This is a genomic window from Amycolatopsis albispora (assembly GCF_003312875.1).
Taxonomy (GTDB): Bacteria; Actinomycetota; Actinomycetes; order Mycobacteriales; family Pseudonocardiaceae; genus Amycolatopsis; species Amycolatopsis albispora.
In genome coordinates this window covers 12,632-34,344 of sequence record NZ_CP015163.1, presented here as the reverse complement: position 1 = coordinate 34,344, position 21,713 = coordinate 12,632, and the positions used below count along the sequence as shown (strand labels likewise).

Here is a 21,713-nt window from a genome sequence, read left to right as displayed (position 1 = left end):
CCTACCTTTCGCTCGTCCGGCGGATCAGCGCGGCCGCGGTCCGGCGGTCGAGCCGCCCGTCGGCCACCACGGTGCGGATCCGCCTGGTCACCGATCCGCTGCTCAGCGGGCGTTCCCAGGCCAGGCCCGGCCCGATGCCGGGGTAGTCGCGTTCCCTGGCGAACCAGCGGTCGCGTGCCGGGCCGCACTGGGTGAACACCAGCGTCCAGTCCCGGCCCGACGGCGAGGTGCCGGACAGCCCGACCCAGTCGGCGGCGGCACCGTTGACCGCGTCCTCCCCGTCTGCTTCGGCGGTGAACACGCGGCGGCGCGTCGAGGAAGCCGGGGCACGCCAGAAAAAACCGCCGTACCCGGCACCCGCGCGGCCCTTGGTGTGGGAACTGCGGATGCGCAGCGGCGCGCGGTCGATCCCGTCGAGCCGGAAGGTGAAGTCCAGTTCCCAGCAGCCGGGCAGCCGCGAAGGCTGGTGCCGGCGGGCGATCACCGTGCGCCGCTCGCGGGCCACCGTCCGGCCGCCGGCGTCCACCCAGTCCAGCAGTTCGGTGAACCCGCCGGATTCACGCCGGGTGAACCGCAGGTGCCGCTGGCTGCCGTGGTCGCCGAGCCAGCGCGGGCCCTGGCCCTGGACGAAGGTGCGGCCGCCCCAGAAGTTCGTTCCATCCACATCGGACACCGCGAGCCCGACGCCGAGGTGGTGCGGGTGGTCGGCGGGCGCGGTCTCGCTGACCTCGGTCCCGGCGAGCGTGCGCACCGAGTACAGGAAGGGGCGCGGGGCCACGGATTCGGGCAGGCCGTCGGTGTACCAGCGGTACACGGCCACGTCGCGGTCCCCGGCCCGCAGCACCTGCTCGGCGGGCGCCCACGGCACTTCGAGTTCGGAGAACAACGCCAGGTCCTCCGCGCTGCGGCGGGTCAGCCGCTCGATCCCGGCCAGCACCCGCCCGCCGTTCTGCCCGGCCAGGTGCACCGGCGAGATCGGCCGCGGCTCGGCGGCACGCCGGACCGCGTCGACCACCCGCATGAACGCGCCGGTGCGGTGCAACGGGACCAGCAGCTCGGCACCGGTCCGGATGTGCGCGACCAGGTTCTCCAGCAGGTCGGTCCGCGGATGCCGGGTGACCTCGTCCGGCGCGCCGTGGCGGCGCAGGCACACCTCGTCGGTGGTGTAGGTCAGCTCGGCCTGCCCGTGCTCACCGTGCACCACCACCGCGGGCTCGTGACGGCGTTCCGCGCACATCGAGACCGCGACGGTGATCACCGTGCCCCCGGCCACCCGCAACCGGACGCACGAGGTGTCGTCGGCTTCGATCGGGTTGGCCCGGTACAGCTCCACGTCGATCTCGCGCAGCGACCCGGGTTCCTCGGCACCGGCCAGTGACAACGCGCTCGCCACCGCGTGCGCGAACGGATTGGTCAACGCGCCGTCGGTCACCGCGATGCCGTTGAGCCGCCGCTTTCCCGCCCACGGCGCGCGTTCGAAGTAGGCCGACGGACGGGCCCACGCCCCGGCGACACCGATCCCGCGCACCGCGCCGAGCCCGTTCCCGGCGAGCAGGTCACGCAGGTACGGCAACGCGGCCGAACCGAGGCTCTGGAACCCGACCTGGCAGGCGAGCCCGGTCGCAGTGACCACTTCGGACAGTCGCGTGTAATCGGCGAAACTCCCGGCTGGCGGCTTTTCCAGCAACAAGTGCGCCCCGGCACGCAACGCTTCGGCGCCCAGCTCGGCGTGCGTGTGGATCGGCGTGGCCAGGATGACCAGCTCGGCGCCGGTGCGCCGGACCAGCGGGCCGAGCCTGCCCGCCTGCTCCGGCTTGCCGAACCCGGCCAGCTGCGCGGCGTCCACCGGGCGCGTGTCGCACACCCCGGCCAGCCGCACCGCGCCCCGGCTCGCCAGCCGGCGCAGGTTGTCCAGATGCCACCGGCCGTGCCCGTGCACCCCGGCCAGCACCACCCGCACCGGTTCCACGCTCATCCCTTCACCGCGCCCGCCGACAGGCCCTGCACCAGGTAGCGCTGCACCACCGCGAACACCAGCACCACCGGCAGCGCGGCCACCACGCCACCGGCGGCGAGCGCGCCGAAGTCCACGCTGAACTCGCCGAGGGTGAACGCCAGCCCGACCGGCACGGTGAACTTGTCCTGGTCGCTGACGAACATCAACGCGAACAGGAAGTTGTTCCAGCTGTGGATGAACGCGAAAGAGCCGACCGCGACCAGCCCCGGCCGCAGCAACGGCAGCACCACGGCGAAGAAGGCACGCAGCCGCGTGCACCCGTCGGCCTGCGCGGCCTCTTCGAGTTCCACTGGGATGCTCGCGATGAAACCGCTGATCAGCACCAGTGAAAGTGGCAGCTGGAACACCGTCTCGGCGATCACCAGGCTGCTCAGGCTGTTCACCAGGCCCAGCGTGCGGAAGATCTCGAACAGCGGGATCAGCATCATCGCGCCGGGGATGAACTGGCTGCACAGCAGCGAAACCAGGAACACGCGCCTGCCGCGGAACCGGAAGCGGGCCAGCGCGTACCCGCCGGGCAGCGCGATCGCCGTGGTCGCCACCAGCGACGCCACCCCGACCAGGAAGCTGTTCTGGAAGAACACGCCGAAGCCCATGCCGGTCCAGACCGTCTCGAAGTTCTCCAGCGAGATCGGCCACGGCACCAGCGACGAGGACCCGCGCGGACGCACCGCGAAGACCACCATCCAGTAGAACGGCACCAGCGTGAACAGCAGGTACAACCCCAGCGGAAGATAGATCTCCCACCGGGGTTTCCTGGCTTTCCGGACCGGCGGCGCGGGCGGCGGTGCCGCCGGGGCCACGGGGGCCATTTCCGTTGTGCTCATCGATTCACCCCCCACCTGCCGAGGCGCAGGTAGAGAATCGAGAAGAAGGTCAGGATCACGAAGCCCGCCATGGTCAGGGCGGAGCCGTAGCCGAAGTCGTGGGACTGCGCCGCCGTGGCGGCCACGTACAGCGGCAGCGTGGTGGTCTGGTGCGCCGGTCCGCCGCCGGTGAGCGTGTAGAGGAGGTCGACGTTGTTGAACTCCCAGACCGCGCGCAGCAGGGTGGCGAGGATGATGGTGTCGCGCAGGTGCGGGAGCGTGATGTGCAGGAAGCGGCGGGCGCGCCCGGCCCCGTCCACCGACGCGGCTTCGTAGAGGTCCTTCGGCACGCCCTGGAGGTCGGCGAGCAGCAGGATGGCGAAGAACGGCACCCCGCGCCACAGCTCGGCGAGCACGGCCGCGGAGAAGACGGTGCCGGGGTCGGCCAGTGGTGCCGCGCCGTAGTCCATCAGCCCGAGGTCGGCGAGGTAGCGGGACAGCCCGGTGGTCGGGTTGTAGAGCAGCACCCAGATCCCGGTGGTGAGCACCCCGGACACGGCCCACGGCGAAAACACCAGCGCCCGCGCCACCGCCCGCCCGACGAAGGTCTCGTTCACGATCAACGCCAGCGCCAGCCCCAGCACGAATTGCAACGCGACCTCGACGAACACCCATTTCGCGGTGAACGCGAGGCTCTGCCAGAACAGCGGGTCGGCGGTGAGCATCCGGGTGAAGTTGTCCAGCCCGGCGAACCCGTCGAGCCACGGTTTGCTCAGCTGGCGGTGCTGGAGGCTGTAGTAGACGACGCTGGCCACCGGGTAGACCAGGAAGGCCAGCATCGCCAGCACCGCGGGCGCGATGAGCAGATAGGGCGTCCGGGAGTCGCGACGGCGGCGGCGTTTGCGCTCCCCCAGTGCCACCATCCGTTACTCCGTTCACCGCCGGACCGGCCTGAGACTACGGACTCGCGGTTGGACAATGACGGACCGAATGTGGACTTTCCCGACCGTCTGCCGCTACAACGGCTCGGGGCGGCTGGTGTAGGTCTGGTTGGCCGGTGTGGTGATCGTCAAGGTGCCATCGGGAGCGACCTCGTGCTGCCATCCGGGCAGGTCACGCAACTTGTGGTCGGCCCGGCACAACCCGACCAGCGTGGTCGCGCCGGTGGGACATCCGTCTTTCCAACCTCGGCCGCGACTATCGCAATGATCAAGATCGCCGAACTGGGCCGGACGGGTACAACCGGGACGACGACATTCGCGATCCCGGACTCGCACCAGCTCATCCAGCCCAGCCCGAGGCCGATACTTCCGGCGGCCGAGTTCCACAACTTGTCCGGTGGTGGGATCAGTGATAATGCGCTGGAAGACCGTGCCAGGGTGGGCGGCGATGTCGCGGGCAAGCGACGCCGGGATCGGTCCGTGCCCGGCCAGCTCGGCGGGTTCATTGCGGAGCCCGGCGTAGGTGAGAGCATCCAGATACAGATACACGTGGGCCTTCACCTCACCACCGAACTGCTTGCCCACCAGCATGTCCAGTGCCACGTCGGCACGCAGTTGGTCCAGGGTGCGGGTCTCGTCCGCAGTCTTCAACAAACGAGCTTGGCGATCGACGCACACATACGCCGCCACCGCCTTCTCGACAGGAGCGTTTTCGAGAGAGAGGCCAGCCACGCCAGCAGTCCCGTGGTGCAGATGGAGACCACGATCCTCACGAGGCCTACGAGCACGCTCCTCAAAACCTTCCGGGTCAGCACGAGCCGCCGCCGAAGTCGCCGATCGGCGAGCCGCCGTCGGATTCTTCCCCTCAAGACGACCGGCCATCACCTCATCAACCACCGCCGCCTTGTCGTCGGCCAGCCAGGCCGCCGCGTCATTCACCGCCACCGCCGAGGCCATCGGCACAGCCCCAGCCTCCACCAACCCCAGCACAGCCGGGAAGCGATCAACCAAGCCCTCCGCATGGGCGATCAACGCGTGGGCCTTGAACTTGGTCATGCACAACGCCATAGACAACTCCTCGGCCACTCCGCGCTTCATCGAAAAAGCTCGGGTGAACGAGACCACCTGCCTGACCAACCGAGCCTCAAGCCGGGCAATCTCCGCAGCAGTGGATTTCAAATCAAGGAGGATCTCCCCCTCAGAAGATTCCATACCACATCATACCACACATACGTTCGAAAGGAAACGGTGAATACAAAAGCCGACCACGAAGCCCACCCACACCTCCCCCATCCCCGATACAAAGCCAAAACACGGCGAGGGCCAGCTTGTCAAGGTACTCTTCCCAGCCTTGACAAGCTGGCCCTCGCCGTAGTCACAATCAAAATTCGGGGATGGCCCCCAACCATTCATCAAACGTAGTCGATTCCACCCGCGCCCCTTCCCCCGGCAACAAAACCTCCCCCGCCATCGAAACCCCGAAAACCCCATCCCACCCCGGCACCAACCGCACCTCCCGCCCCCGAGCCCGCAGAGTCCGCCGCGCCATGTCCACCAGGTCCTGCCGCTCCGGCCCAGCCACGTCGGCATACCGGCCCTTCGGCTCCCCGGCCGCGATCTCCGCCAAAACCGCCGCCACATCGTCCGGCGCGATCGGCTGCACCAGCAACGGCGCGATCGTCGCCACCCCGTCGCGCTCCGTCCACCCCACGACCATCTCCGCGAAATCGTGGAACTGCGTCGCCGGAACGATGGTCCACGGCACCGGCCCACCCGACACCAGCCGCTCCTGCTCCCGCTTCCCCGCGTAGTGCGCGTTCCCCGGCACCTTCGCGATCCCCACGATCGACAGCAGAACGTGGTGCCGCACCCCGGCCTTCGCCTCCGCCGCCAGCAGGTTGCGCGTCGCCGTCCCGAGGTACTCCACCGTCGACGCCTCGTCCATGGGCGGCGAACTGATCGCGTCGACCACCGCCTCCACCCCGGCCAGCGCCTCGTCCAACCCCGCCCCGGTCGACAGGTCGACACCGCGCGACCGACTGATCCGCACCACCTCGTGCCCCTGCCGCTCCAGCACCGCCGCCGTCCGGGCGCCGATGTTCCCCGTCGCCCCGGCCACCGCGATCCGCATGTCCATACCCCTTCCCCAGCGATCAAGCTGCCAGACCACCGCAACCTATCACGGACTTAATGGGTCCACAATATCTACGATAGACTGGAGCCCGTGAAGCTTCCGGTGAGCACCGAATGGGCCCTGCACTGCGCCACCTCGCTGGCGCAGCTCGAACCGGGCGCCAGCGCGTCGACGAACCAGCTCGCCGAGTACTTCGACCTCCCGGCGCCCTACCTGGCCAAGCAGCTCAAGGCGCTCGTCCGCGCCGGGGTCCTGACCGCGTCGACCGGGCCGCGCGGGGGTTTCCGGCTCGCGAAGCCCGCCGCCGAGATCACCCTGCTGGACATCGTCGAAGCGGTCGACGGCGGCTCGTCACCCTACGAATGCCGCGAAATCCGCCAGCAGGGCCGGGGCGCGCTGCCCGCCGAAGACTGCCGGAACACCTGCATTCTCGCCGCGAAAATGGCCGATGCGCACAACGCGTGGCGGCAGACGCTCGCCGGGGAAACCCTCGCCACCATTCTCGACGCGCTACCGCCGACCGCCCCCGCGCGCACCCGGCGCCTCCTGACCGAGCTGCGCTAACTGTCCACTCAGAAAAGCACGCTCGACCTCATTCCCCGCCAGCGCAAAAGCCCGCTCATACGCCTCCGCGGCCTCCGCCACGCGCCCCAGCCTCCGCAGCAAATCGGCCTTCACCGCGGGCAAGTAGTGATACCCAGCCAGCCGCTCGTCACCCTCCAACCGCACAACCTCAGCCAACCCCACCTCCGGCCCGTCCACCATGGACACCGCAACCGCCCGATTCAACGCCACCACCGGCGACGGCCACACTCGAAGCAACTCCCCGTACAGCACCAGAATCTGACTCCAGTCAGTGTCCGCATAGGACGGCGCGTCCGCATGCAACGCCGCAATCGCCGCCTGCAACGCGAACCGGCCGGGCCGCCCACCCCGCAACGCGCCGACCACCAGCCGATCCGCCTCCGCGATCATCGATCGATCCCACACCGACCGGTCCTGTTCGGACAGTCGAACCAACCCGTCCACCCCACCACGCGCACCCCGCCGCGCGTGATTGGCCAGCAACAGCGCGAGCAGGCCAGCGACCTCCCGCTCCCCCGGCAACAACTCGTACAACAACCGTGCCAAATCGACCGCGCGCCCAGCCAGGTCGTCGTCGGTCAACTCCGGCCCAGCTGGCGCCGTGTGCCCGGCGGTGAACGCGAGGTGGATCACCGTGAGCACGGCATCCAGCCGCCCCGGCAGTTCTGCGGCCGACGGCATCCGGAACGGAATGCCCGCGCCGGCGATCTTCTTCTTCGCCCTGGTCAGGCGCGCGGCCATGGTGGTCTCGGCGACCAGGAACGCGTCCGCGATACCGCCCGTGCTCACCCCGCAGACCAGCCGGAGCGTCAGCGCGACCTGCGCCTCCACCGACAACGCGGGGTGACAGCACAGGAAGACCAGCCGCAGCCGATCGTCGCGAGCCGGTTCGGCGGCCTCTTCCGGCACGACCAGCAGGTGCAGTTTGGACCGCAGCGTCTTCGCCCGGCGCAACAGGTCCAGCGCGTTCCGCCGGGCGGCGGTGTTCAGCCAGGCCCCCGGATTCGCCGGGACGCCGTTGCGTTCCCAGTCCGCCAGCGCGGCGGCGTACGCGTCCTGCACGCACTCCTCGGCCAGGCCGAGGTCACGCGTGACGCGCACCGTCGCGGCGAGCACCCCGGCCCACTCGCGACGGTGCGCGTCCGCGACCGCTGCCGCGACACCACTCACGGTTCGAACAACGGCCGCACCTCGACCGCGCCGTCCATGATCGGCAGCAGCTTGCCGATGGCGACCGCGGTGTCGAAGTCCTCGGTCTCCACCACGAAGAACCCGGCGATGACCTCCTTGGTCTCCAGGAACGGCCCGTCGGTGACCAATCCTCCCTTGTGGATGGTCTTGGTCCGCGCGACCGGCTGCAGCCCCTGCTCGTGCACCACCCGCGCGCCCATCGCCTCGATCTGCTCGCCGACGCGGAGATTGGCCTCCATCACCTCGGGCGGGATGTCGGCGACCCCGCCGGGCAGTTCCTTCTCGTAGATCAGGATCGCGTACTGCGGCATCGGCTTCCCCTTCACCAGTTCCCGGTTTCCGGCCCCAGCGCACCGTAGACCGGTTCGCCTGCCCGCGCGTACCGGCCGAGCACCACGCCACCCGCCAGCGTGGCCGACCGGACCAGCCGCAGCCCGGCAGGCGCCGTGCCCTCCCCGAACAACCGCTTGCCCGAGCCGACCAGCACCGGGAAGGTCAGCACCACGAACTCGTCGACCAGGTCGTGCCGCAGCAGCGACTGGACCAGCCCGCAGCTGCCGTGCACCTGGATCTCACCGCCGTCCCCGGCCTTGAGCGCACGCACGGCGTCGGGCAGGTCGCCGGTGAGCAGCGTGGAATTCCGCCACTCCACCGTCTTCAGCGTGCGCGACGCGACGTACTTCGGCATCGGGTTCAGCAGCGAGCCGACCTGGTCGTCGTCGCCGGTCAGCGGCCAGCTCGCGGCGAAGGTCTCGTACGTCCGGCGGCCGAGCAGCAGCGCGCCCGCCCGGCTGGTCAGCGTGGCCATCAGCTCGATGGTGCGCTCGTCCATCAGCGGCGCGACCCACCCGCCGCGGGTGAACCCGCCCTCGGTGTCCTCGTCGGGCCCGCCCGGCGCCTGCATCACCCCGTCCAGCGAGACGAACGTGGTGACCACCAGTTTCCGCATGACTTCCTCCACGGTCGGCGGCGCCCGGCGGGCGCCCTCGATTCCCTCGACGCGCGAGCGCGGGCGGATTCGACAGTGACCGTGATCTCGTCCGAAAGTCGATCTTCACTCGTCCGAATGATTGACGGTGCTGCGCCGTTCGGACACAGTGAACACCTGTCCACTCAACTTACCGGCTGCTGGGGCGTCATGACTTTTCCCGCGCACCAAGGCACCCTCCAACTCGACTCGGCGCTGTTCCCGCTGGGCACGCCCGGCGGCTTCCCGCGCCGCAACCGCACGCACGCCAGGCTGAGCGGGCTGCGGACCCGGGTCACCTGGCCCACCCAGGCCGACCTCGACTGGTACGAGCACAACAACTTCCGCAAGCGCCTGCTCGACCGGCTCTGGCACCTCTGAAAGCTCAGGCCCCTTTCACGAAGTAGAGCACGGTCATCGCCGCGGCCGTGCTCAGCACGATGCCGCGCACCAGCCAGGCGGGCAGGCGCCGCGCCCACTGCGCACCGGCGAACCCGCCCGCGACCGCGCCGCCGAGCATGGTCAGCAGCGGCACCGGGTCGTCGAGCACGTCCGACCCGGCCAGGAACAACACCGTCGCGGTGAGGAACACGGCGGCGAGCTGGGCGACGCGCATCGGATTGCCCGCCGCCGCGTCCAGCCCGAGGCCGATGCTCCACAGCGCGAGCATCAGGATGCCGACCGCACCACCGAAGTAACCGCCGTAAACGCACAGCACGAACTGGCCAAGCAGCACCGCCTTCGCGCTCATCCCGCCCGCCGCGTCCAGCGTGCCGAGGCGGCGCGCGAGCGGGCGTCCGAACGCGAGCACGACCGTGGCGAAGGCGAGCAGCCACGGCACCGCGGCGTCGAACGAGGACGACGGCAGCACCAGCAGCAACCCGGCACCGAGCGCACTCCCGAGCACGCTCATCGAGGTCAGCGCGGGCAGCGAGGTGCCGCCGACCGGGTGGATCTCGCGGCGGTAGACCCAGGCGCTGACCGCCGCGCCCGGCACCAGCGCGACGGTGGTCGCGGCGTTCGCGGTCACCGGCGTGAGCCCGGCGGCGACCAGCGCGGGCAGTGCCACGAAGGTGCCGCCCCCGCCGACCGCGTTCAGCCCGCCCGCGGCGACTCCGGCGAGGACCAGCATCAGCATCTCGGGCACCAGCCGAGCATCGCACTGTTCCCTGGCTTCAGCTCACCGACCCGAGCGCGGTGAGCAGGTGCCGCACCGCCGGGCCGGGTGGTCCCGGCGGCACGGCCAGCGAGGTGGTCAGCACCGGCCCGGACAGCGGGCGCACGGCCACCCCCGGCACCGAGGGCAGCCCGGACACCTCGTAGAACACCGTCCACGACGGCGGAGCGGCCGCGATCTCGGCCATGGTCTCCACCAGCCCGGTGAACGGCGGACCTTCGGGCGGCTCGATCCCGGCCGCCGCGAACTCGTCCCGGACCAGGTCGTGGAACGGCGGGTTCGCCGCGCGAGGCGCCAGGCGCACCGGCAGGTCCGCGAGATCTTCCAGGCGCAGCAACGGTTTCCCGGCCAGCGGATGCGTGGCGGGCAGTGCCGCGTGCAGCGGGTCGTGCCAGATCGGGAACAGTTCCAGCTGTCCCGCCGACGGCCGCGCGCGGACCAGCGCCGCGTCCAGTTCACCGGACCGGACCGCGGCGAGCCGTTCCGCCGGGGCCAGGCGCTTCAACCGGACCCGCAACCCCGGGGCGACGTCCGCGAGCGCACCGAGCGTGCGGTAGATCCGGTCACCCGGCCCGTGCACCGCACCCAGCCGCAGGCCGGCGCCCTCGGCCGCCACCGAACGCACCCGCTCCGCCGCCGCCAGCGCCGCCCGCGCCTCGGGCAGCAGCCGCTCGCCGCCCTCGGTGAGCCGGACCCGCCGCCCCGACCGGTCGAACAACCGCACCCCCAGCTCGCGTTCCAGCCGTCCGACCTGCTGGCTGACCGCCGACTGCACGATGTGCAGCCGTTCGGCGGCCCGGCCGAACCCGCCCGCTTCGGCGACGGTCACGAAGTACCGCAGCTGCCGCAACTCCATCGCGCGCCCCATCTCGATCGGTGATCCCCGCGATCTCCAACCGCCGGTGGTACGCGCTTTCTTCCCGGGGTCGACTGGAGCCATGAACAAGCACATCTTCCGCGCCACCACCGCCGAACTCGTCACGCTGCCCGGCGGCGGCGCGTTCCACCTGCTCGCCGACGCGAGCCACACCGGCGACGCGCTCGGCGTCAACCGCCTCGTCCTGGGCGTGGGTGCGACCGGCGCGAAAACGCACCACCACGCGAAATCCACCGAAATGTTCTACGTGCTCGACGGCGAGCTGGACTTCGTGCTCGGCGACGAGCACACCCGCGTCACCCGCGGTGACGTCGTGGTCGTCCCGCCGGGGCTGCCGCACGCGTTCGGCGCGGCACCAGGGCACGCCGCCGACCTGCTGGCCGTGCTCACGCCCGGCGTCGATCGGTTCGGCTACTTCCGCCACCTCGGCCGCATCCAGCGCGGCGAAGCCGACTTCGCCAGCCTGCACGCCGAACGGTACGACGTGCACTTCGCCGAGGATCAGCGGTCGTAGTAGGTGCTCGGCGGCGGCTGGTTCCACTGCCGGGTCGGCGCCTGCGGATCGGTGGCGCGCTTGCGCCGGTGCAGCGTGCGCGCGTTCACCGCGGTGTTGTGCACGATCACCGCGATCACCAGCCCGAGCACCAGGTTGATCAGCGCGGTGGCGATCTTCGCGCCGAGGTCCACGGTCAGCGTCAGCGGGACGACCACCGCGATCAGGGTGACCAGCACCATGATCCAGCCGAAGAACTGGCTCGGCGCCGGCGTGGCCACGCTGAGCAGGTGCATCAGGCCGGTGGCCAGCAGCGCCACCACGGCCGCGGTCACCGCGTAGTAGGGCGTGCTCGCGTTGCCCCAGATCCCGGCGCCCTCCGGCGCGAGCACTTCGACCTCGAACAGGCCGCGCGCGATCAGCAGGCCGACGATCGCCAGCAACGCGGCCACCACCGCGGTGGCGATGCCACCCGCCCACAGCCGGCCCGCGTCGACCCCCGGCCGGTCGTCGCGCGCGTACGGTGCGTTGTAGTCGGACATCGGGAGCTCCTCCGTCGTGAGTCACCGGCCATCTCCGATTCTCGCGCGATTCCGGCTTCCCCGCCGTCCGGGAAGCGGGCCGCTCACCCGTCGGTGGCGAGATCTTGACGGTAGGTGGCGTGAACGCCACTGGCCGGACGCGCGCGGCTGACTACGCTCGAAGGCATGGCGAAAGCAGCAGGTCCCAGCGTCGCGGTACTGGCGTACCAGGGCATGTCCGCCTTCGAAACCGGCATCGTCACCGAGGTGTTCGGGCTCCAGTGGCGGGACTTCGACGTGCCCTGGTACCGGCTGAAGATCTGCGCCGAGCGGCCCGGCCCGGTGCGGATGATCGGCGGCGCCACCCTCGAAACGCCGTACGGCCTGGACGACTTCACCGACGCCGACACGCTTGTCGTGCCGAGCGTGGCCGACCCGGCCGCGGACCCCTCACCGGAGCTGGTCGCCGCGCTCCGGCAGGCCTACCACCGCGGCACGCGGATCGTGTCCATCTGCTCGGGTGCCTTCGCGCTGGCCGGAGCGGGCCTGCTCGACGGCCGCCGCGCGACCACGCACTGGCGCTACACCGACCTGCTCACCTCGCGCTTCCCGAAGGTCGAAGTCGACCCGACCCCGCTCTACGTCGAGGACAACGGCGTGTTCACCAGCGCGGGCTGTGCGGCCGGCCTGGACCTGTGCCTGCACCTGGTGCGGGCCGACTACGGCGCCGCGGTGGCGAATTCGGTGGCCAGGCACCTGGTCATCCCACCGCACCGGGACGGCGGGCAGGCGCAGTACATCGAAGCGCCGATGGCACCCGCCCCGGAGAACGACCACGTGGCGCGCAGCATGGCGTGGGCGCTGGAGCACCTGGCCGAGCCGATCACCGTGGCCAGGCTGGCCGAGATCGCCGCCATGTCCACCCGCACCTACCTGCGGCACTTCCTGCGTGCCACCGGGACCAGCCCGATCCGCTGGCTGATCGCGCAGCGCGTGCAGGCCAGCCTGCCGCTGCTGGAGACCACCGACACGCCGATCGAGCGGATCGCCACCGCGGTCGGCTTCGACACCGCGGTGACCTTCCGGCACCACTTCGCGGCCGCGATGCGGATCGCGCCGTCGGCGTACCGGCGGACCTTCGGCATCCGGGAGGAGATCAGCGCATGACGGTGGCGGTCCGGCAGGCGGGTGAAGGCGAACTCGGTGTGCTGGAGCCGTTGTGGCTGGCGCTGACCGAGCACCACCGGTCGCTGGTGGGCGAAACGCTGCCCGTCCGCGAAAACCCCGAGTCCTGGGCGGTGCGGCACGAGCAGTACCGGACCTGGCTGCGTGCGGGCAGGGCGCTGATTCTCACCGCGCACCAAGGAGAACGGGCCGGTCCGGTGGGTTACCTGTGCTGCCGGTTGCTGCCGTCGGGCGCCACCTTCGACTTCGGCGAAACGCGGGGTGAGATCACTTCGCTGGTGGTCGATCCCGCGCTGCGTGACGGCGGCATCGGCACCGCGTTGCTCGACGCCTGCCGCGCGGAACTGAAGAACCGCGGCATCGAGTACTGGTCGATCGGGGTCCTCGCCGAGAACACCGGCGCCGAAGAACTGTACCGGCGCCTGGGTTTCCGGCCGTGGATCCGCGATCTGCTCGGGCATACTTGATCGCTCACCGCGAACCGGCCTCGCCCTGAGCGAACATCGGGCGGCCAACGGGTTCCCGCGCTCTACCGTCGCGGGCATGACACTTGAGCTGGTGCCCGAGATGCACACCCCGTCGAGCGGGCTGTCCCTCAACGACTCCGTCTACGAACAGCTGCTGCGCGACCGCATCGTCTTCCTCGGCTCCGAGGTGACCGACGAGGTGGCGAACCGGATCACCGCGCAGTTGCTGCTGCTGGCCGCCGACGATCCGGACCGCGACATCACCTTCTACATCAATTCGCCGGGCGGCTCGGTGACCGCGGGCATGGCCATCTACGACACCATGCAGCTCATCCAGCCGGACGTGGCCACCTGGGGCCTCGGCTTTGTCGCCTCGATGGGCCAGTTCCTGCTGTCCTCGGGCACGCCGGGCAAGCGGTTCCTGCTGCCGAACACGCGGATCGTGATGCACCAGCCGTCGGCGGGCATCGGCGGCTCGGCCGCGGACGTGGCCATCCAGGCGGAGGTGTTCGGCAAGATGAAGCGCCGCATCGCCGAGATCACCGCCGCGCAGACCGGGCAGACCGTGGAACGGATCACCGCCGACGCCGACCGCGACCGCTGGTTCGACGCCGAAGAAGCCCTGGACTACGGCTTCGTGGACAGGGTGGTCGGCGCCGTGGGTGCCGTTTCCGGCTGACGCCGCTTGGCCCGCACGTGGTGCACGACCACGCTGAGCGTCGCGGCCAGGAACACCACCTGCATGGCGGTCCGCGGCACCAGCTGGTCGTCCCACGGCAGGCCGATCCCGGTCACCGCCTTGTGCACGTTCGCCGGGAACATCGCCACCAGCATCAGGCTCAGCCCGGCCGCGGCCCACGGCGCGGTCCGCGCCCACAGCAGGCCGGCCGCACCGGCCAGTTCGAGCACGCCGGTCACGGTGACCAGCAGTTCCGGCGCGGGCAGCGACGGCGGCACCATGGCCACCAGTTCCGCGCGCATGCCGACGAAGTGCGCCACGCCGGTCGCGACGAACATCGCGGCGATACCGGTGCGCACCGGTATCGGCCACGGCCTGAGCCGCCGCACCCCGAGCACGCCGAGCACCCAGGTCACCAGCGTGACCACCACCAGGATCACCAACGGTGCCATGCCGTCCCCCCATCAGCTCACAAACTTGTCAGCGACAAGATTGCCTCGCGCAGTCGCATCTTGTCAATGCTTAGATTGGGCTAGGCTGTCCGGCATGCCCTACCACCACGGCGATCTCCGGCGCACCATGCTCGCCGCCGCGGTCGACGCGATCACCGAGTCCGGGCCCGCCGCGATCAGCCTGCGTGAGCTGGCGCGCCGCGCCGGGGTGTCCAACGCGGCGCCGAACCACCACTTCGGCGACAAGGCCGGGCTGCTGACCGCGCTCGCCACCGAGGGCTACGACCTGCTGGCCGAGGCGATGGCCGAGGCCCGTGAAGCCGGTGGCGGCATGATCGAGATGGGCGTGGCGTACGTGCGGTTCGCGCTGGCGCACCGCGCGCACTTCGACGTGATGTTCCGGCCCGACTTCTACCGCGCCGACGACGAGGCACTGGTGGCGGCGCGCGATCGCGCCGGGGACGCGCTCGCCGAGGGCGTCGCCGCCGATCCGCGCACCGGCCCGGACCACGACCTGGCCAGGGTGGCCGCGTGGTCGCTGGTGCACGGGTACGCCACGCTCGTGCTGACCGGCGCGCTGTCCCGGCCCGAGGAACCCGAGGTCACCGCCAGGGCGATCGCGCGTTTCCTGTTCCCCGAGGCTCAGCCGCCGAAGTAGGGGCCGAGCCCGGCGTCGGCGCCCGCCCGCCGCCACCAGGCCGCCTGCTCCGCGGTGCGGATGCCGTCCACCAGCACGGTGGTCCCGGCCAGGTGCGCCAGCTCGACCAGGTTCGCCACCGACCGCGCGACCAGCAGGCTGGTGGCCTCCTGCTGGCGGGCGGCCAGGCGACGGGCCAGCCGGACCGTGCGCACCGGCAGTTCGTCGAGGCAGTCCACGTCACCGGCCGCGCCGAAGTCCAGGATTTCGCTGTACACCCCGATTTCCGCGAGCACGCGGAGGTTGTCGGCGGCCTCGCCGCGTTCGGCCAGCAACGCCCGCACCGGGAAGCCGATGCGCAGCCGTGCCGCGCTCAGCCCGGTTTCGGCCAGCGCCTGCCGCACGGTGCCGACCAGGTCGGGATCGGCGGCCTGCTCGGGTGTCAGCCCGGCCACGAGCACCTTGCCCCGCTCGTCGCGCACCTTCTCGCAGGCCGTCCGCAGCAGCCATTCCCCCAGCGGCAGCAGCAATCCGGTGCGCCCGGCCAGTTCCACGCAGGTCTCGTGCCCGAGCACACCCTCGCTCTGGTGGTTCCAGCACAGCCTGGCCTCCACGCCGGTGGTGCTGCGGTCCTCCAGCCGGACCACCGGGCGGTAGGCCACCGCCAGCTCACCGAGTTCCCACGCGCCGGCCATGGACGCGGCGAGGCTGAAGTCGTGCCGTTCCTTGCGGTCCTGCGCCGGATCGAACACCTGCCACTGGCGGTGCCCGTGCCGCTGGGCGCGGCGCAGCGTCATGTCCGTGGCCCGCAGGAGTTCACTCGGCGCCAGGTCGCGCGACGGCCGGTGGGCCACGCCGATGGTCGCCGACACCGCCACGCCGGTCCGCTCGTCGAGATAGACCGGCTCGGCCAGCTCCTGGTTGATCCGCCGGATGGTGGTACCGATGTCGGGCGTGTGCTCGGTGTTCTCGATCAGAATGCCGAACTCGTCACCACCGAGCCGCGCCACGATCGCGTTTTCCTCGGACACCACGGATTTCAGCGTCGCGGCGACACTGCGCAGCAGCCGGTCCCCGCTGCCGGGGCCGAGCCCGTCGGTGATCACCGAGAACCCGTCGAGATCGAGGTGGAACACGGTGATGCCGGTGGCCGGATCGGCCAGCCGCAGCGCCCGCTCCAGCCGCGTGCCGAAGAACTGGCGGTTCGGCAGACCGGTCAGCGCGTCGTGCAGCGCCTGGTGGCTCAACCGGCGTTGCAGCAGCGAAACGTCGGTGTCGTCGTCGACGAGGGTGACGAACTGCTCGGCCTTGCCCGCCGCGTCCCTGATCACGCCGGCGGTCAGCGTCACCCACAGCGCCTCGCCGGACTCGGCCACCAGCCTGCGCCCCATCCGCAACCGGCTGATCCGGCCGTCCATCAGCTCGCGATAGGCCGATCGCAGCGCCTCGGTGTCGTCCGGGTGGATCAGGTCGAACAGGCTGAGCCCGGCGATGTCGGCGGGTGCGCGCTCGAGCGTGCGGCCGAGCGCGGCGTTGATCCGCACGAGTGTGCCGTCCAGCTCGGTCAGCGCCACGCCGCTGGCCGAGCCGACGAAGATCTCCTCGAACCGCGCCTGCGTCATCACCTGCTGGCGGCGGGCTTCACGTTCGACGTCGAGCAGCGTCCGGTTGAGTTCTCGTTGCTGCTTCTGGAACAGCTCGCGCTGCGCCTCGCTGTAACCGGCGGTCAGCGCGCCGAGCGTGAGCACCACCCGATCGGCTGGCTGGTCGCGGGAAAGCGCCTTGCCGAGCACTTCCAGCGACCGCCGCAGGCTGTCCGGGCCGACGCAGCGCATCTCCACCAGCCGCGCGCCCGCACGCACGGCCGTCGCGGGCTCGAACGGCGTGCCGCGGACCACATCGATCAATTGGTCGACCAGTTCACGAAGATGTGCTTCGAGTTCTTTGTGGGTGTAGGGCAGATAGGCCGTCGAGCCGATCAGGTACGCCCATTTACGCGCCAGCGTCGCGCGGCGTCTCGGCGACGGCGCGCCGCCGGGCGCCGACGCTTCTTCGTGCGGATTCGGGACGGTCACTGCTGCCTGTCTCTGCGCTCGCTGGGCCGAAGGGGAATCCATCGGGGGCGGGAAAGATCCTTCCGGATTCTCTACCGGAGCCCGCTGCCAAAGGGTCAGCCAATCGGGTGGTAACCCTCCGGCGCGAGCCCCAACGTACCGCGCAGCCACGACCGCGTGGCCTCCCGGTAGTCCGCCGCATTCCGGTGCAGGGCCAGGGAATGACCGGCGCCGGGCAGCACGTAGGTCGAAAGTTTCGCGGCCTCGCGGTAGTACGGCGCCTCCTGTGCGTGCAGTTTTTCCGCGCTGGAACAGTCGCGGAGCGCGAGCACTCCGCAAAAGAGCACGTCCTTTTCGCCGACCGGCTGGAACACCGGTACGTCGATGGCCGCAGTGACCGGAAACACAATGCCGAAAACCGCCACCGTGCCCATCCCGGGAACGGAAACCTGGTCCTTGGTCGCCTCGTCCGCCGCGATGACAGCCGGGTCCGCATTTTCCCGGTGGTAGAACAACCACTCGCGAGAACCCGGATTCGTGGTGAAATACAGCAGGTCACTGCCGAGGAACCGCGGTTCCGTGAAGGCCGGCCGCAGGCCGAACAGCACCCCGAGCGCGAGCACCGGCACCGCGGGCAGATGGGTGATCCCGGACAGGATCACCCCGTCCACGTCGTGATAGGTGGCCGCTTCCGCCGCCACCACCCCGGAACCCACCGAATGCCCGGCCAGCACCACCTTTTCGAAGGCCAGCCCGCCGACGTGCCCGGCACGCAGGTGCCCGACCACCTCGTGCACGGCCTTCGCGGCGGCGGGCAGGAGCAGCCACGGGCTGGCCGACTGACCGCTGCGGCCAGCGCCGAGCTGGTCCATGGCGAAGGTGGCGTACCCGTGCGCCGCCATGTCGCGCTGGTAGGAATTCCGGTCCGGCTCATGGGGAATGTCCCAGTACGCGCTGTTGTAGGTGCCGCCGTGCACCAGCAGCTGCACCGCGCGGGGCGTGGTCCCGGCGGGCAGGCAGAACCGCCCGTGCACGGTGGTGGGGCCGTCGGGCCCGCTGACCGGGAGATCGGTGTCCGAGCAGCTGACCGGGTGCGCCTGCTGGCCTGCCGCCGTGGGCACGGTCGCGCTCCCCAGCAGGGCACAGCAGGCGAGCAGCGAGGCGGTCAGCTTGGCCGGGGTTCTCACGGGATTACCTCCGTGTGGCGTTCCAAGAGAGCTACACAGGGTACACGCGGTAGCCGATCACTCACCCTGAGGTGGCGTCCCGTGGGGTGACCAGCATCGGCAGCCGATCCGGCTGCATGGTCGCCTTGATCTTGGTGCGCACCGGTTTCCCCGGCACCGGCACCAGCCGCCAGCGCGCGCCGATGGTCACCGCGGCGATGGCGATCTCGGCCGGTGCCAGGAAGTGCCCGGGGCACAGGCGGGCACCGGCGCCGAACGGGATGAACGCACCGCGCGGCAGCGCGGCCAGCCGCTCCGCCGTCCACCGGTCGGGGTCGAACCGGCCGGGATCGGGGAAATGGCGGGGATCCTGGTGCAGCGTGTGCTGGCTGACCGCGACCTCGGCACCGGCCGGAACGGGCACACCGCCGAGTTCGACGTCCTCGCGGGCGCGGCGCATCAGGATCAGCGGCGGCGTGCGGCGCCCGATCTCGTGAATGATCCGCTGGGTGTACTCCAGCGCGGGCAGGTCGCCGAACCGCACCGGCCGCCCGCCGAGCACGCGGTCGATTTCGGCGTGGAACCGGCGTTCCACCGCCGAGTGCCGCCCGAGTTCGTGGAAGAACCAGGCCAGTGCCACCGCGGTGGTTTCCGCGCCGGTGGTGAGAATGGTGATCACCTCGTCGCGCACCTGCCGGTCGCTCATGCCCTCGCCGGTTTCCTCGTCACGGGCCAGCAGCAGCATCGACAGCAGGTCGCCGTGGTCGGTGCCCGACGACCGCGCGGACACCACCGCCTCGGTGATCACCCGGCGCAGGCGCGCGGCCGCCGCGTCGAACCGCCGGTTCGGCGGGATCGGCAGTTTTTCCACCCAGCCCGGGGAAAACGCGCGGAGCAGCACGTACTTCAGCATGATCGGAATGGAGCGCTGGATCTCGGTGAGCACCTCGTCGCCGAGTTCGGTGGAGAACAGCGTGCGCCCGGCGGCGGTCAGCGCGAAGTCCTGCATGCGCTCGCCGAAGTCGACGATCTGCCCGGCCTGCCACGAATCCGCGACCTCGGCGGCCAGCCGCGTGATCGTCTGATCGGCGTAACCGGCGATGCGGTCGCGGTGGAAGGCCGGTTGCACCAGGCGGCGCTGGCGCCGGTTCAGCTCACCGTTGGAGGTGGCCAGCCCGTCGCCGAACAGCGGGCGCATCTTGTCGAAAACGATGCCCTTGTCGAACTTCGCGCCGTCGGTGACCAGCAGCTGCCAGGCCAGTTCCGGCGTGGTGACCAGGTAAACCGGCAGCGGGCCGAGGAACAGCCGTACCACCTCACCGCGCTCGCGCACCGCGGAGAACAGGCCGAGCGGGTCACGCAGCAGCGGCACGGTGTGCCCGAGCAATGGCCACCGGCCGGGCGCGATTTCCGGTTGTGCGAGCAACTTCCCTCCCGTCGCGAGGCCGCCACAGTAGGGCGCGCGCGGGCGGCACGGCCACCGCGTGCACACAAACGGACGAGCGCGGTTGCTCCTTCGCGTAGGGCTACACTCCCGCGCCGGACCGAGTCCCGCACACGAGCAGACAGGAGTCACGGTGATTCCGGACCTGAGCTGGGTGCCCCCCGAAGTCGACGTCAACGTGCCGAATCCGGCCAGGGTGTACGACTACTGGCTGGACGGCGACCACCACTTCCCGGCCGACCGCGAACTCGGCGAGCAGATCCTCAAGATCATGCCGGGGGTGCGTGACGCGGCGCGGCTCAACCGCGCGTTCCTGCGCCGGGCGGCCACGTTCATGGTGGAGTCCGGGATCCGGCAGTTCCTCGACATCGGGTCGGGCATTCCCACCGTGGGCAACCTGCACGAGATCGTGCAGGCGCTCGACCCGGAGTGCCGGGTGGTCTACGTCGATCGCGAGCCGGTGGCGGTGGCGCACAGCCAGTTGCTGCTGCGCGGCAACGACCGGTGCGTGGCGCTCCAGGCCGACCTGCGTGACGCCGAGAAGATCCTGGACTCGCCCAAAACCACCGACCTGCTGGATTTCGACCAGCCGGTCGGGTTGTTCATGTTGCTGTTGCTGCATTTTGTGCCGGATTCGTGGGATCCGGTCGGCCTGCTGGCGCGGTATCGCGCGCGGCTGGCGAGCGGCAGCTACCTGGCCGTGTCGCACGTGGCCGCGGACGCCGATTCGGCCGGGCTGGACGAGGCGATCGAGGCGTACCGGAGCACGCAGAACCAGCCGTTCCCGCGCACGCACGACCAGGTGCTGCGGTTCTTCGAAGGCTTCGAACTGGTCGAACCGGGGCTGGTCGGCTGCGCGATGTGGAATCCGCAGGGCGTCGGTGACATGTCCGACGACCCGGCGATCAACAACCTGCCGTACGCGGGGGTCGGCCGACTGCTTTGAAAATCGAAGCACGCGGCGTAGGGTGACCGGCATGGCATCCACGCTGGTTTCCCTGCTGCGCGAGCGCGACAAGGCCGGGCTGAACGCACTGCTGGCCGAGGACGTCCGCTTCCACTCGCCGGTCGCCGACTACGCGGGCCGGGCCGACGTGGCGCACCTGTTCGGCCTGGTTTCCGGGGTACTGCGGGAAATCTCGCCGACGCGCGAGATCAGCGACGGGCCGCACGTCACCACCTTCTTCGACAGCGGTGCCTTACAGGGCGTGCTGGACCAGCGATACGAGGAAGGCCTGCTGGCCGAGGCCACGCTGATGCTGCGCCCGCTCGCCCCGCTCCAGGCGTCGATCGCCGAAATGGCCGCCGCGCTGGAGGCCGCTCCGCTGCCGAGCACGCGGTGACGGCACCCAAACCGGGCACACCGGTTCGCGGCTCGGCCACCGGGCGGCCGATCATGGCCGCGCTGGACCTGCTCGGCAGGCGGTGGGCGCTGCGCGTGATCTGGGAACTGCACCAGAGCGGCGCCGGATTCCGCGAACTGCAACGCCGCTGCGAGCGGATGTCGTCGAGCGTGCTGACCACCCGGCTCGCCGAACTCACCGACGCCGGGCTGGTCACGCTCGACGGCGACGGGTACCACCTCACGCCACTGGGCACCGAGCTGGTCGCCGCGTTGCTGCCGCTGGAAGCCTGGTCACAGACCTGGGCCGCGCGGCAGGCCTGACCGCCTCAGTCCCGGACGACGGCGAAGACCAGCCCGAGCAGCAGCAGGATGCCGCCACCCCAGAACAGCACGTCGTTGCCGAGCTTGAACTGCGCCATCAGCATCTCGTCGGTGGTGAGAAACCCGGCGATCAGGCTGGCCAGCCCCGATCCGATGGCACAACCGGCGATCACCCGGTCGGCGTTGATCTCCTGGTGCTCGATCTCGTGCGCCACGAACTCCCCCGTTCACCCGGTGCCGAAGACACCACCAGC

26 protein-coding genes are annotated in these 21,713 nt (G+C 70.5%); 10 read left to right on the top strand and 16 right to left on the bottom strand.

The features are described from left to right. Position 1: 1 nt before the first annotated feature. From A4R43_RS00190 to A4R43_RS00170, 5 genes are all read right to left on the bottom strand, one after another. A complete protein-coding gene (locus A4R43_RS00190; RefSeq protein WP_113690414.1) occupies positions 2-1,975 on the bottom strand; it encodes a DUF6807 family protein in 1,974 nt (657 codons plus the stop codon). Next, the gene (locus A4R43_RS00185; RefSeq protein ID WP_113690413.1) at positions 1,972-2,844 is read right to left on the bottom strand and encodes a carbohydrate ABC transporter permease; all 873 of its coding nucleotides are present in this window, start codon (positions 2,842-2,844) and stop codon (positions 1,972-1,974) included. Before A4R43_RS00185 ends, A4R43_RS00190 begins: the two co-directional genes overlap by 4 nt. After that, on the bottom strand, positions 2,841-3,746 hold the full coding sequence (locus tag A4R43_RS00180) for a carbohydrate ABC transporter permease (RefSeq protein ID WP_113690412.1): 906 nt from the start codon (positions 3,744-3,746) through the stop codon (positions 2,841-2,843). Before A4R43_RS00180 ends, A4R43_RS00185 begins: the two co-directional genes overlap by 4 nt. Positions 3,747-3,839: 93 nt before the next feature. After that, entirely contained in the window at positions 3,840-4,976 is a 1,137-nt protein-coding gene (locus A4R43_RS00175; protein ID WP_113690411.1) for a DUF222 domain-containing protein, read from the bottom strand. 169 nt (positions 4,977-5,145) lie between these two features. Next, positions 5,146-5,895 carry an SDR family oxidoreductase gene (locus tag A4R43_RS00170; protein WP_113697256.1) on the bottom strand — a complete coding sequence of 250 codons (750 nt, stop codon included), beginning with the start codon at positions 5,893-5,895 and terminating at the stop codon, positions 5,146-5,148. Positions 5,896-5,988: 93 nt separating this feature from the next. Here A4R43_RS00170 and A4R43_RS00165 point away from each other — a divergent pair, with 93 nt between their 5' ends. After that, a complete protein-coding gene (locus A4R43_RS00165) occupies positions 5,989-6,462 on the top strand; it encodes an RrF2 family transcriptional regulator (RefSeq protein WP_113690410.1) in 474 nt (157 codons plus the stop codon). On the opposite strand, the gene A4R43_RS00160 is transcribed toward A4R43_RS00165, so the two are convergent. From A4R43_RS00160 to A4R43_RS00150, 3 genes are read right to left on the bottom strand one after another with little or no spacing between them, the layout of a single operon-like run. Next, positions 6,409-7,653: an RNA polymerase sigma factor gene (locus A4R43_RS00160; protein ID WP_205215187.1), complete on the bottom strand. Its 1,245-nt coding sequence runs from the start codon at positions 7,651-7,653 to the stop codon at positions 6,409-6,411. The two genes, A4R43_RS00165 and A4R43_RS00160, sit on opposite strands and share 54 nt — an antisense overlap. Beyond that, positions 7,650-7,985: a YciI family protein gene (locus tag A4R43_RS00155; RefSeq protein ID WP_113697254.1), complete on the bottom strand. Its 336-nt coding sequence runs from the start codon at positions 7,983-7,985 to the stop codon at positions 7,650-7,652. Before A4R43_RS00155 ends, A4R43_RS00160 begins: the two co-directional genes overlap by 4 nt. Before the next feature lie 11 nt (positions 7,986-7,996). Beyond that, positions 7,997-8,623, bottom strand: a complete 627-nt coding sequence (locus tag A4R43_RS00150; protein WP_113690409.1) for a dihydrofolate reductase family protein — start codon at positions 8,621-8,623, stop codon at positions 7,997-7,999. 189 nt (positions 8,624-8,812) lie between these two features. On the opposite strand from A4R43_RS00150, the gene A4R43_RS00145 reads away from it, so the two are divergent. Next, complete coding sequence (locus A4R43_RS00145; protein ID WP_113690408.1) at positions 8,813-9,022, top strand: hypothetical protein; 210 nt, start codon at positions 8,813-8,815, stop codon at positions 9,020-9,022. Positions 9,023-9,026: 4 nt separating this feature from the next. Here the strand turns inward: A4R43_RS00145 and A4R43_RS00140 are convergent, their stop codons facing one another. Together A4R43_RS00140 and A4R43_RS00135 are read right to left on the bottom strand one after the other, a co-directional pair. Next, positions 9,027-9,779 (bottom strand): sulfite exporter TauE/SafE family protein, encoded by a 753-nt coding sequence (locus tag A4R43_RS00140; protein WP_236809397.1) that lies wholly within the window; start codon positions 9,777-9,779, stop codon positions 9,027-9,029. A 37-nt stretch (positions 9,780-9,816) separates the two neighbouring features. Then, positions 9,817-10,674 carry a LysR family transcriptional regulator gene (locus A4R43_RS00135; RefSeq protein WP_113690406.1) on the bottom strand — a complete coding sequence of 286 codons (858 nt, stop codon included), beginning with the start codon at positions 10,672-10,674 and terminating at the stop codon, positions 9,817-9,819. 82 nt (positions 10,675-10,756) lie between these two features. On the opposite strand from A4R43_RS00135, the gene A4R43_RS00130 reads away from it, so the two are divergent. Next, positions 10,757-11,209: a cupin domain-containing protein gene (locus tag A4R43_RS00130; protein ID WP_113690405.1), complete on the top strand. Its 453-nt coding sequence runs from the start codon at positions 10,757-10,759 to the stop codon at positions 11,207-11,209. Here A4R43_RS00130 and A4R43_RS00125 read toward each other — a convergent pair. After that, complete coding sequence (locus tag A4R43_RS00125; protein ID WP_113690404.1) at positions 11,197-11,730, bottom strand: DUF6069 family protein; 534 nt, start codon at positions 11,728-11,730, stop codon at positions 11,197-11,199. The genes A4R43_RS00130 and A4R43_RS00125 overlap by 13 nt on opposite strands. Before the next feature lie 165 nt (positions 11,731-11,895). On the opposite strand from A4R43_RS00125, the gene A4R43_RS00120 reads away from it, so the two are divergent. The 3 genes from A4R43_RS00120 to A4R43_RS00110 all read left to right on the top strand — a co-directional run bounded on the left by A4R43_RS00120 (position 11,896) and on the right by A4R43_RS00110 (position 14,040). Next, positions 11,896-12,876 carry a helix-turn-helix domain-containing protein gene (locus A4R43_RS00120; protein WP_113690403.1) on the top strand — a complete coding sequence of 327 codons (981 nt, stop codon included), beginning with the start codon at positions 11,896-11,898 and terminating at the stop codon, positions 12,874-12,876. After that, the gene (locus A4R43_RS00115; RefSeq protein WP_113690402.1) at positions 12,873-13,361 is read left to right on the top strand and encodes a GNAT family N-acetyltransferase; all 489 of its coding nucleotides are present in this window, start codon (positions 12,873-12,875) and stop codon (positions 13,359-13,361) included. Before A4R43_RS00120 ends, A4R43_RS00115 begins: the two co-directional genes overlap by 4 nt. Positions 13,362-13,437: 76 nt before the next feature. After that, positions 13,438-14,040, top strand: a complete 603-nt coding sequence (locus A4R43_RS00110; RefSeq protein WP_113690401.1) for a ClpP family protease — start codon at positions 13,438-13,440, stop codon at positions 14,038-14,040. On the opposite strand, the gene A4R43_RS00105 is transcribed toward A4R43_RS00110, so the two are convergent. Beyond that, entirely contained in the window at positions 13,989-14,492 is a 504-nt protein-coding gene (locus A4R43_RS00105; RefSeq protein WP_113690400.1) for a DoxX family protein, read from the bottom strand. The two genes, A4R43_RS00110 and A4R43_RS00105, sit on opposite strands and share 52 nt — an antisense overlap. A 94-nt stretch (positions 14,493-14,586) precedes the next feature. Here A4R43_RS00105 and A4R43_RS00100 point away from each other — a divergent pair, with 94 nt between their 5' ends. Beyond that, on the top strand, positions 14,587-15,150 hold the full coding sequence (locus tag A4R43_RS00100) for a TetR/AcrR family transcriptional regulator (RefSeq protein ID WP_113690399.1): 564 nt from the start codon (positions 14,587-14,589) through the stop codon (positions 15,148-15,150). On the opposite strand, the gene A4R43_RS00095 is transcribed toward A4R43_RS00100, so the two are convergent. The 3 genes from A4R43_RS00095 to A4R43_RS00085 form a co-directional block, all read right to left on the bottom strand. Continuing rightward, positions 15,135-17,204, bottom strand: a complete 2,070-nt coding sequence (locus tag A4R43_RS00095; RefSeq protein WP_236808667.1) for a putative bifunctional diguanylate cyclase/phosphodiesterase — start codon at positions 17,202-17,204, stop codon at positions 15,135-15,137. The genes A4R43_RS00100 and A4R43_RS00095 overlap by 16 nt on opposite strands. A 95-nt stretch (positions 17,205-17,299) precedes the next feature. Beyond that, on the bottom strand, positions 17,300-18,370 hold the full coding sequence (locus A4R43_RS00090; RefSeq protein ID WP_113690397.1) for an alpha/beta fold hydrolase: 1,071 nt from the start codon (positions 18,368-18,370) through the stop codon (positions 17,300-17,302). A gap of 61 nt (positions 18,371-18,431) precedes the next feature. Further along, positions 18,432-19,775: a cytochrome P450 gene (locus A4R43_RS00085; RefSeq protein ID WP_236808664.1), complete on the bottom strand. Its 1,344-nt coding sequence runs from the start codon at positions 19,773-19,775 to the stop codon at positions 18,432-18,434. Positions 19,776-19,926: 151 nt separating this feature from the next. On the opposite strand from A4R43_RS00085, the gene A4R43_RS00080 reads away from it, so the two are divergent. The 3 genes from A4R43_RS00080 to A4R43_RS00070 are packed head-to-tail and all read left to right on the top strand — an operon-like array spanning position 19,927 to position 21,459. Further along, positions 19,927-20,739 (top strand): SAM-dependent methyltransferase, encoded by an 813-nt coding sequence (locus tag A4R43_RS00080; RefSeq protein ID WP_113690395.1) that lies wholly within the window; start codon positions 19,927-19,929, stop codon positions 20,737-20,739. A gap of 31 nt (positions 20,740-20,770) precedes the next feature. After that, a complete protein-coding gene (locus tag A4R43_RS00075; RefSeq protein WP_162788244.1) occupies positions 20,771-21,136 on the top strand; it encodes a nuclear transport factor 2-like protein in 366 nt (121 codons plus the stop codon). Beyond that, positions 21,133-21,459: a winged helix-turn-helix transcriptional regulator gene (locus A4R43_RS00070; RefSeq protein ID WP_236808663.1), complete on the top strand. Its 327-nt coding sequence runs from the start codon at positions 21,133-21,135 to the stop codon at positions 21,457-21,459. Before A4R43_RS00075 ends, A4R43_RS00070 begins: the two co-directional genes overlap by 4 nt. A 5-nt stretch (positions 21,460-21,464) precedes the next feature. Here the strand turns inward: A4R43_RS00070 and A4R43_RS00065 are convergent, their stop codons facing one another. Next, positions 21,465-21,674 (bottom strand): hypothetical protein, encoded by a 210-nt coding sequence (locus A4R43_RS00065; protein WP_113690393.1) that lies wholly within the window; start codon positions 21,672-21,674, stop codon positions 21,465-21,467. Between the last annotated feature and the right edge of the window lie 39 nt (positions 21,675-21,713).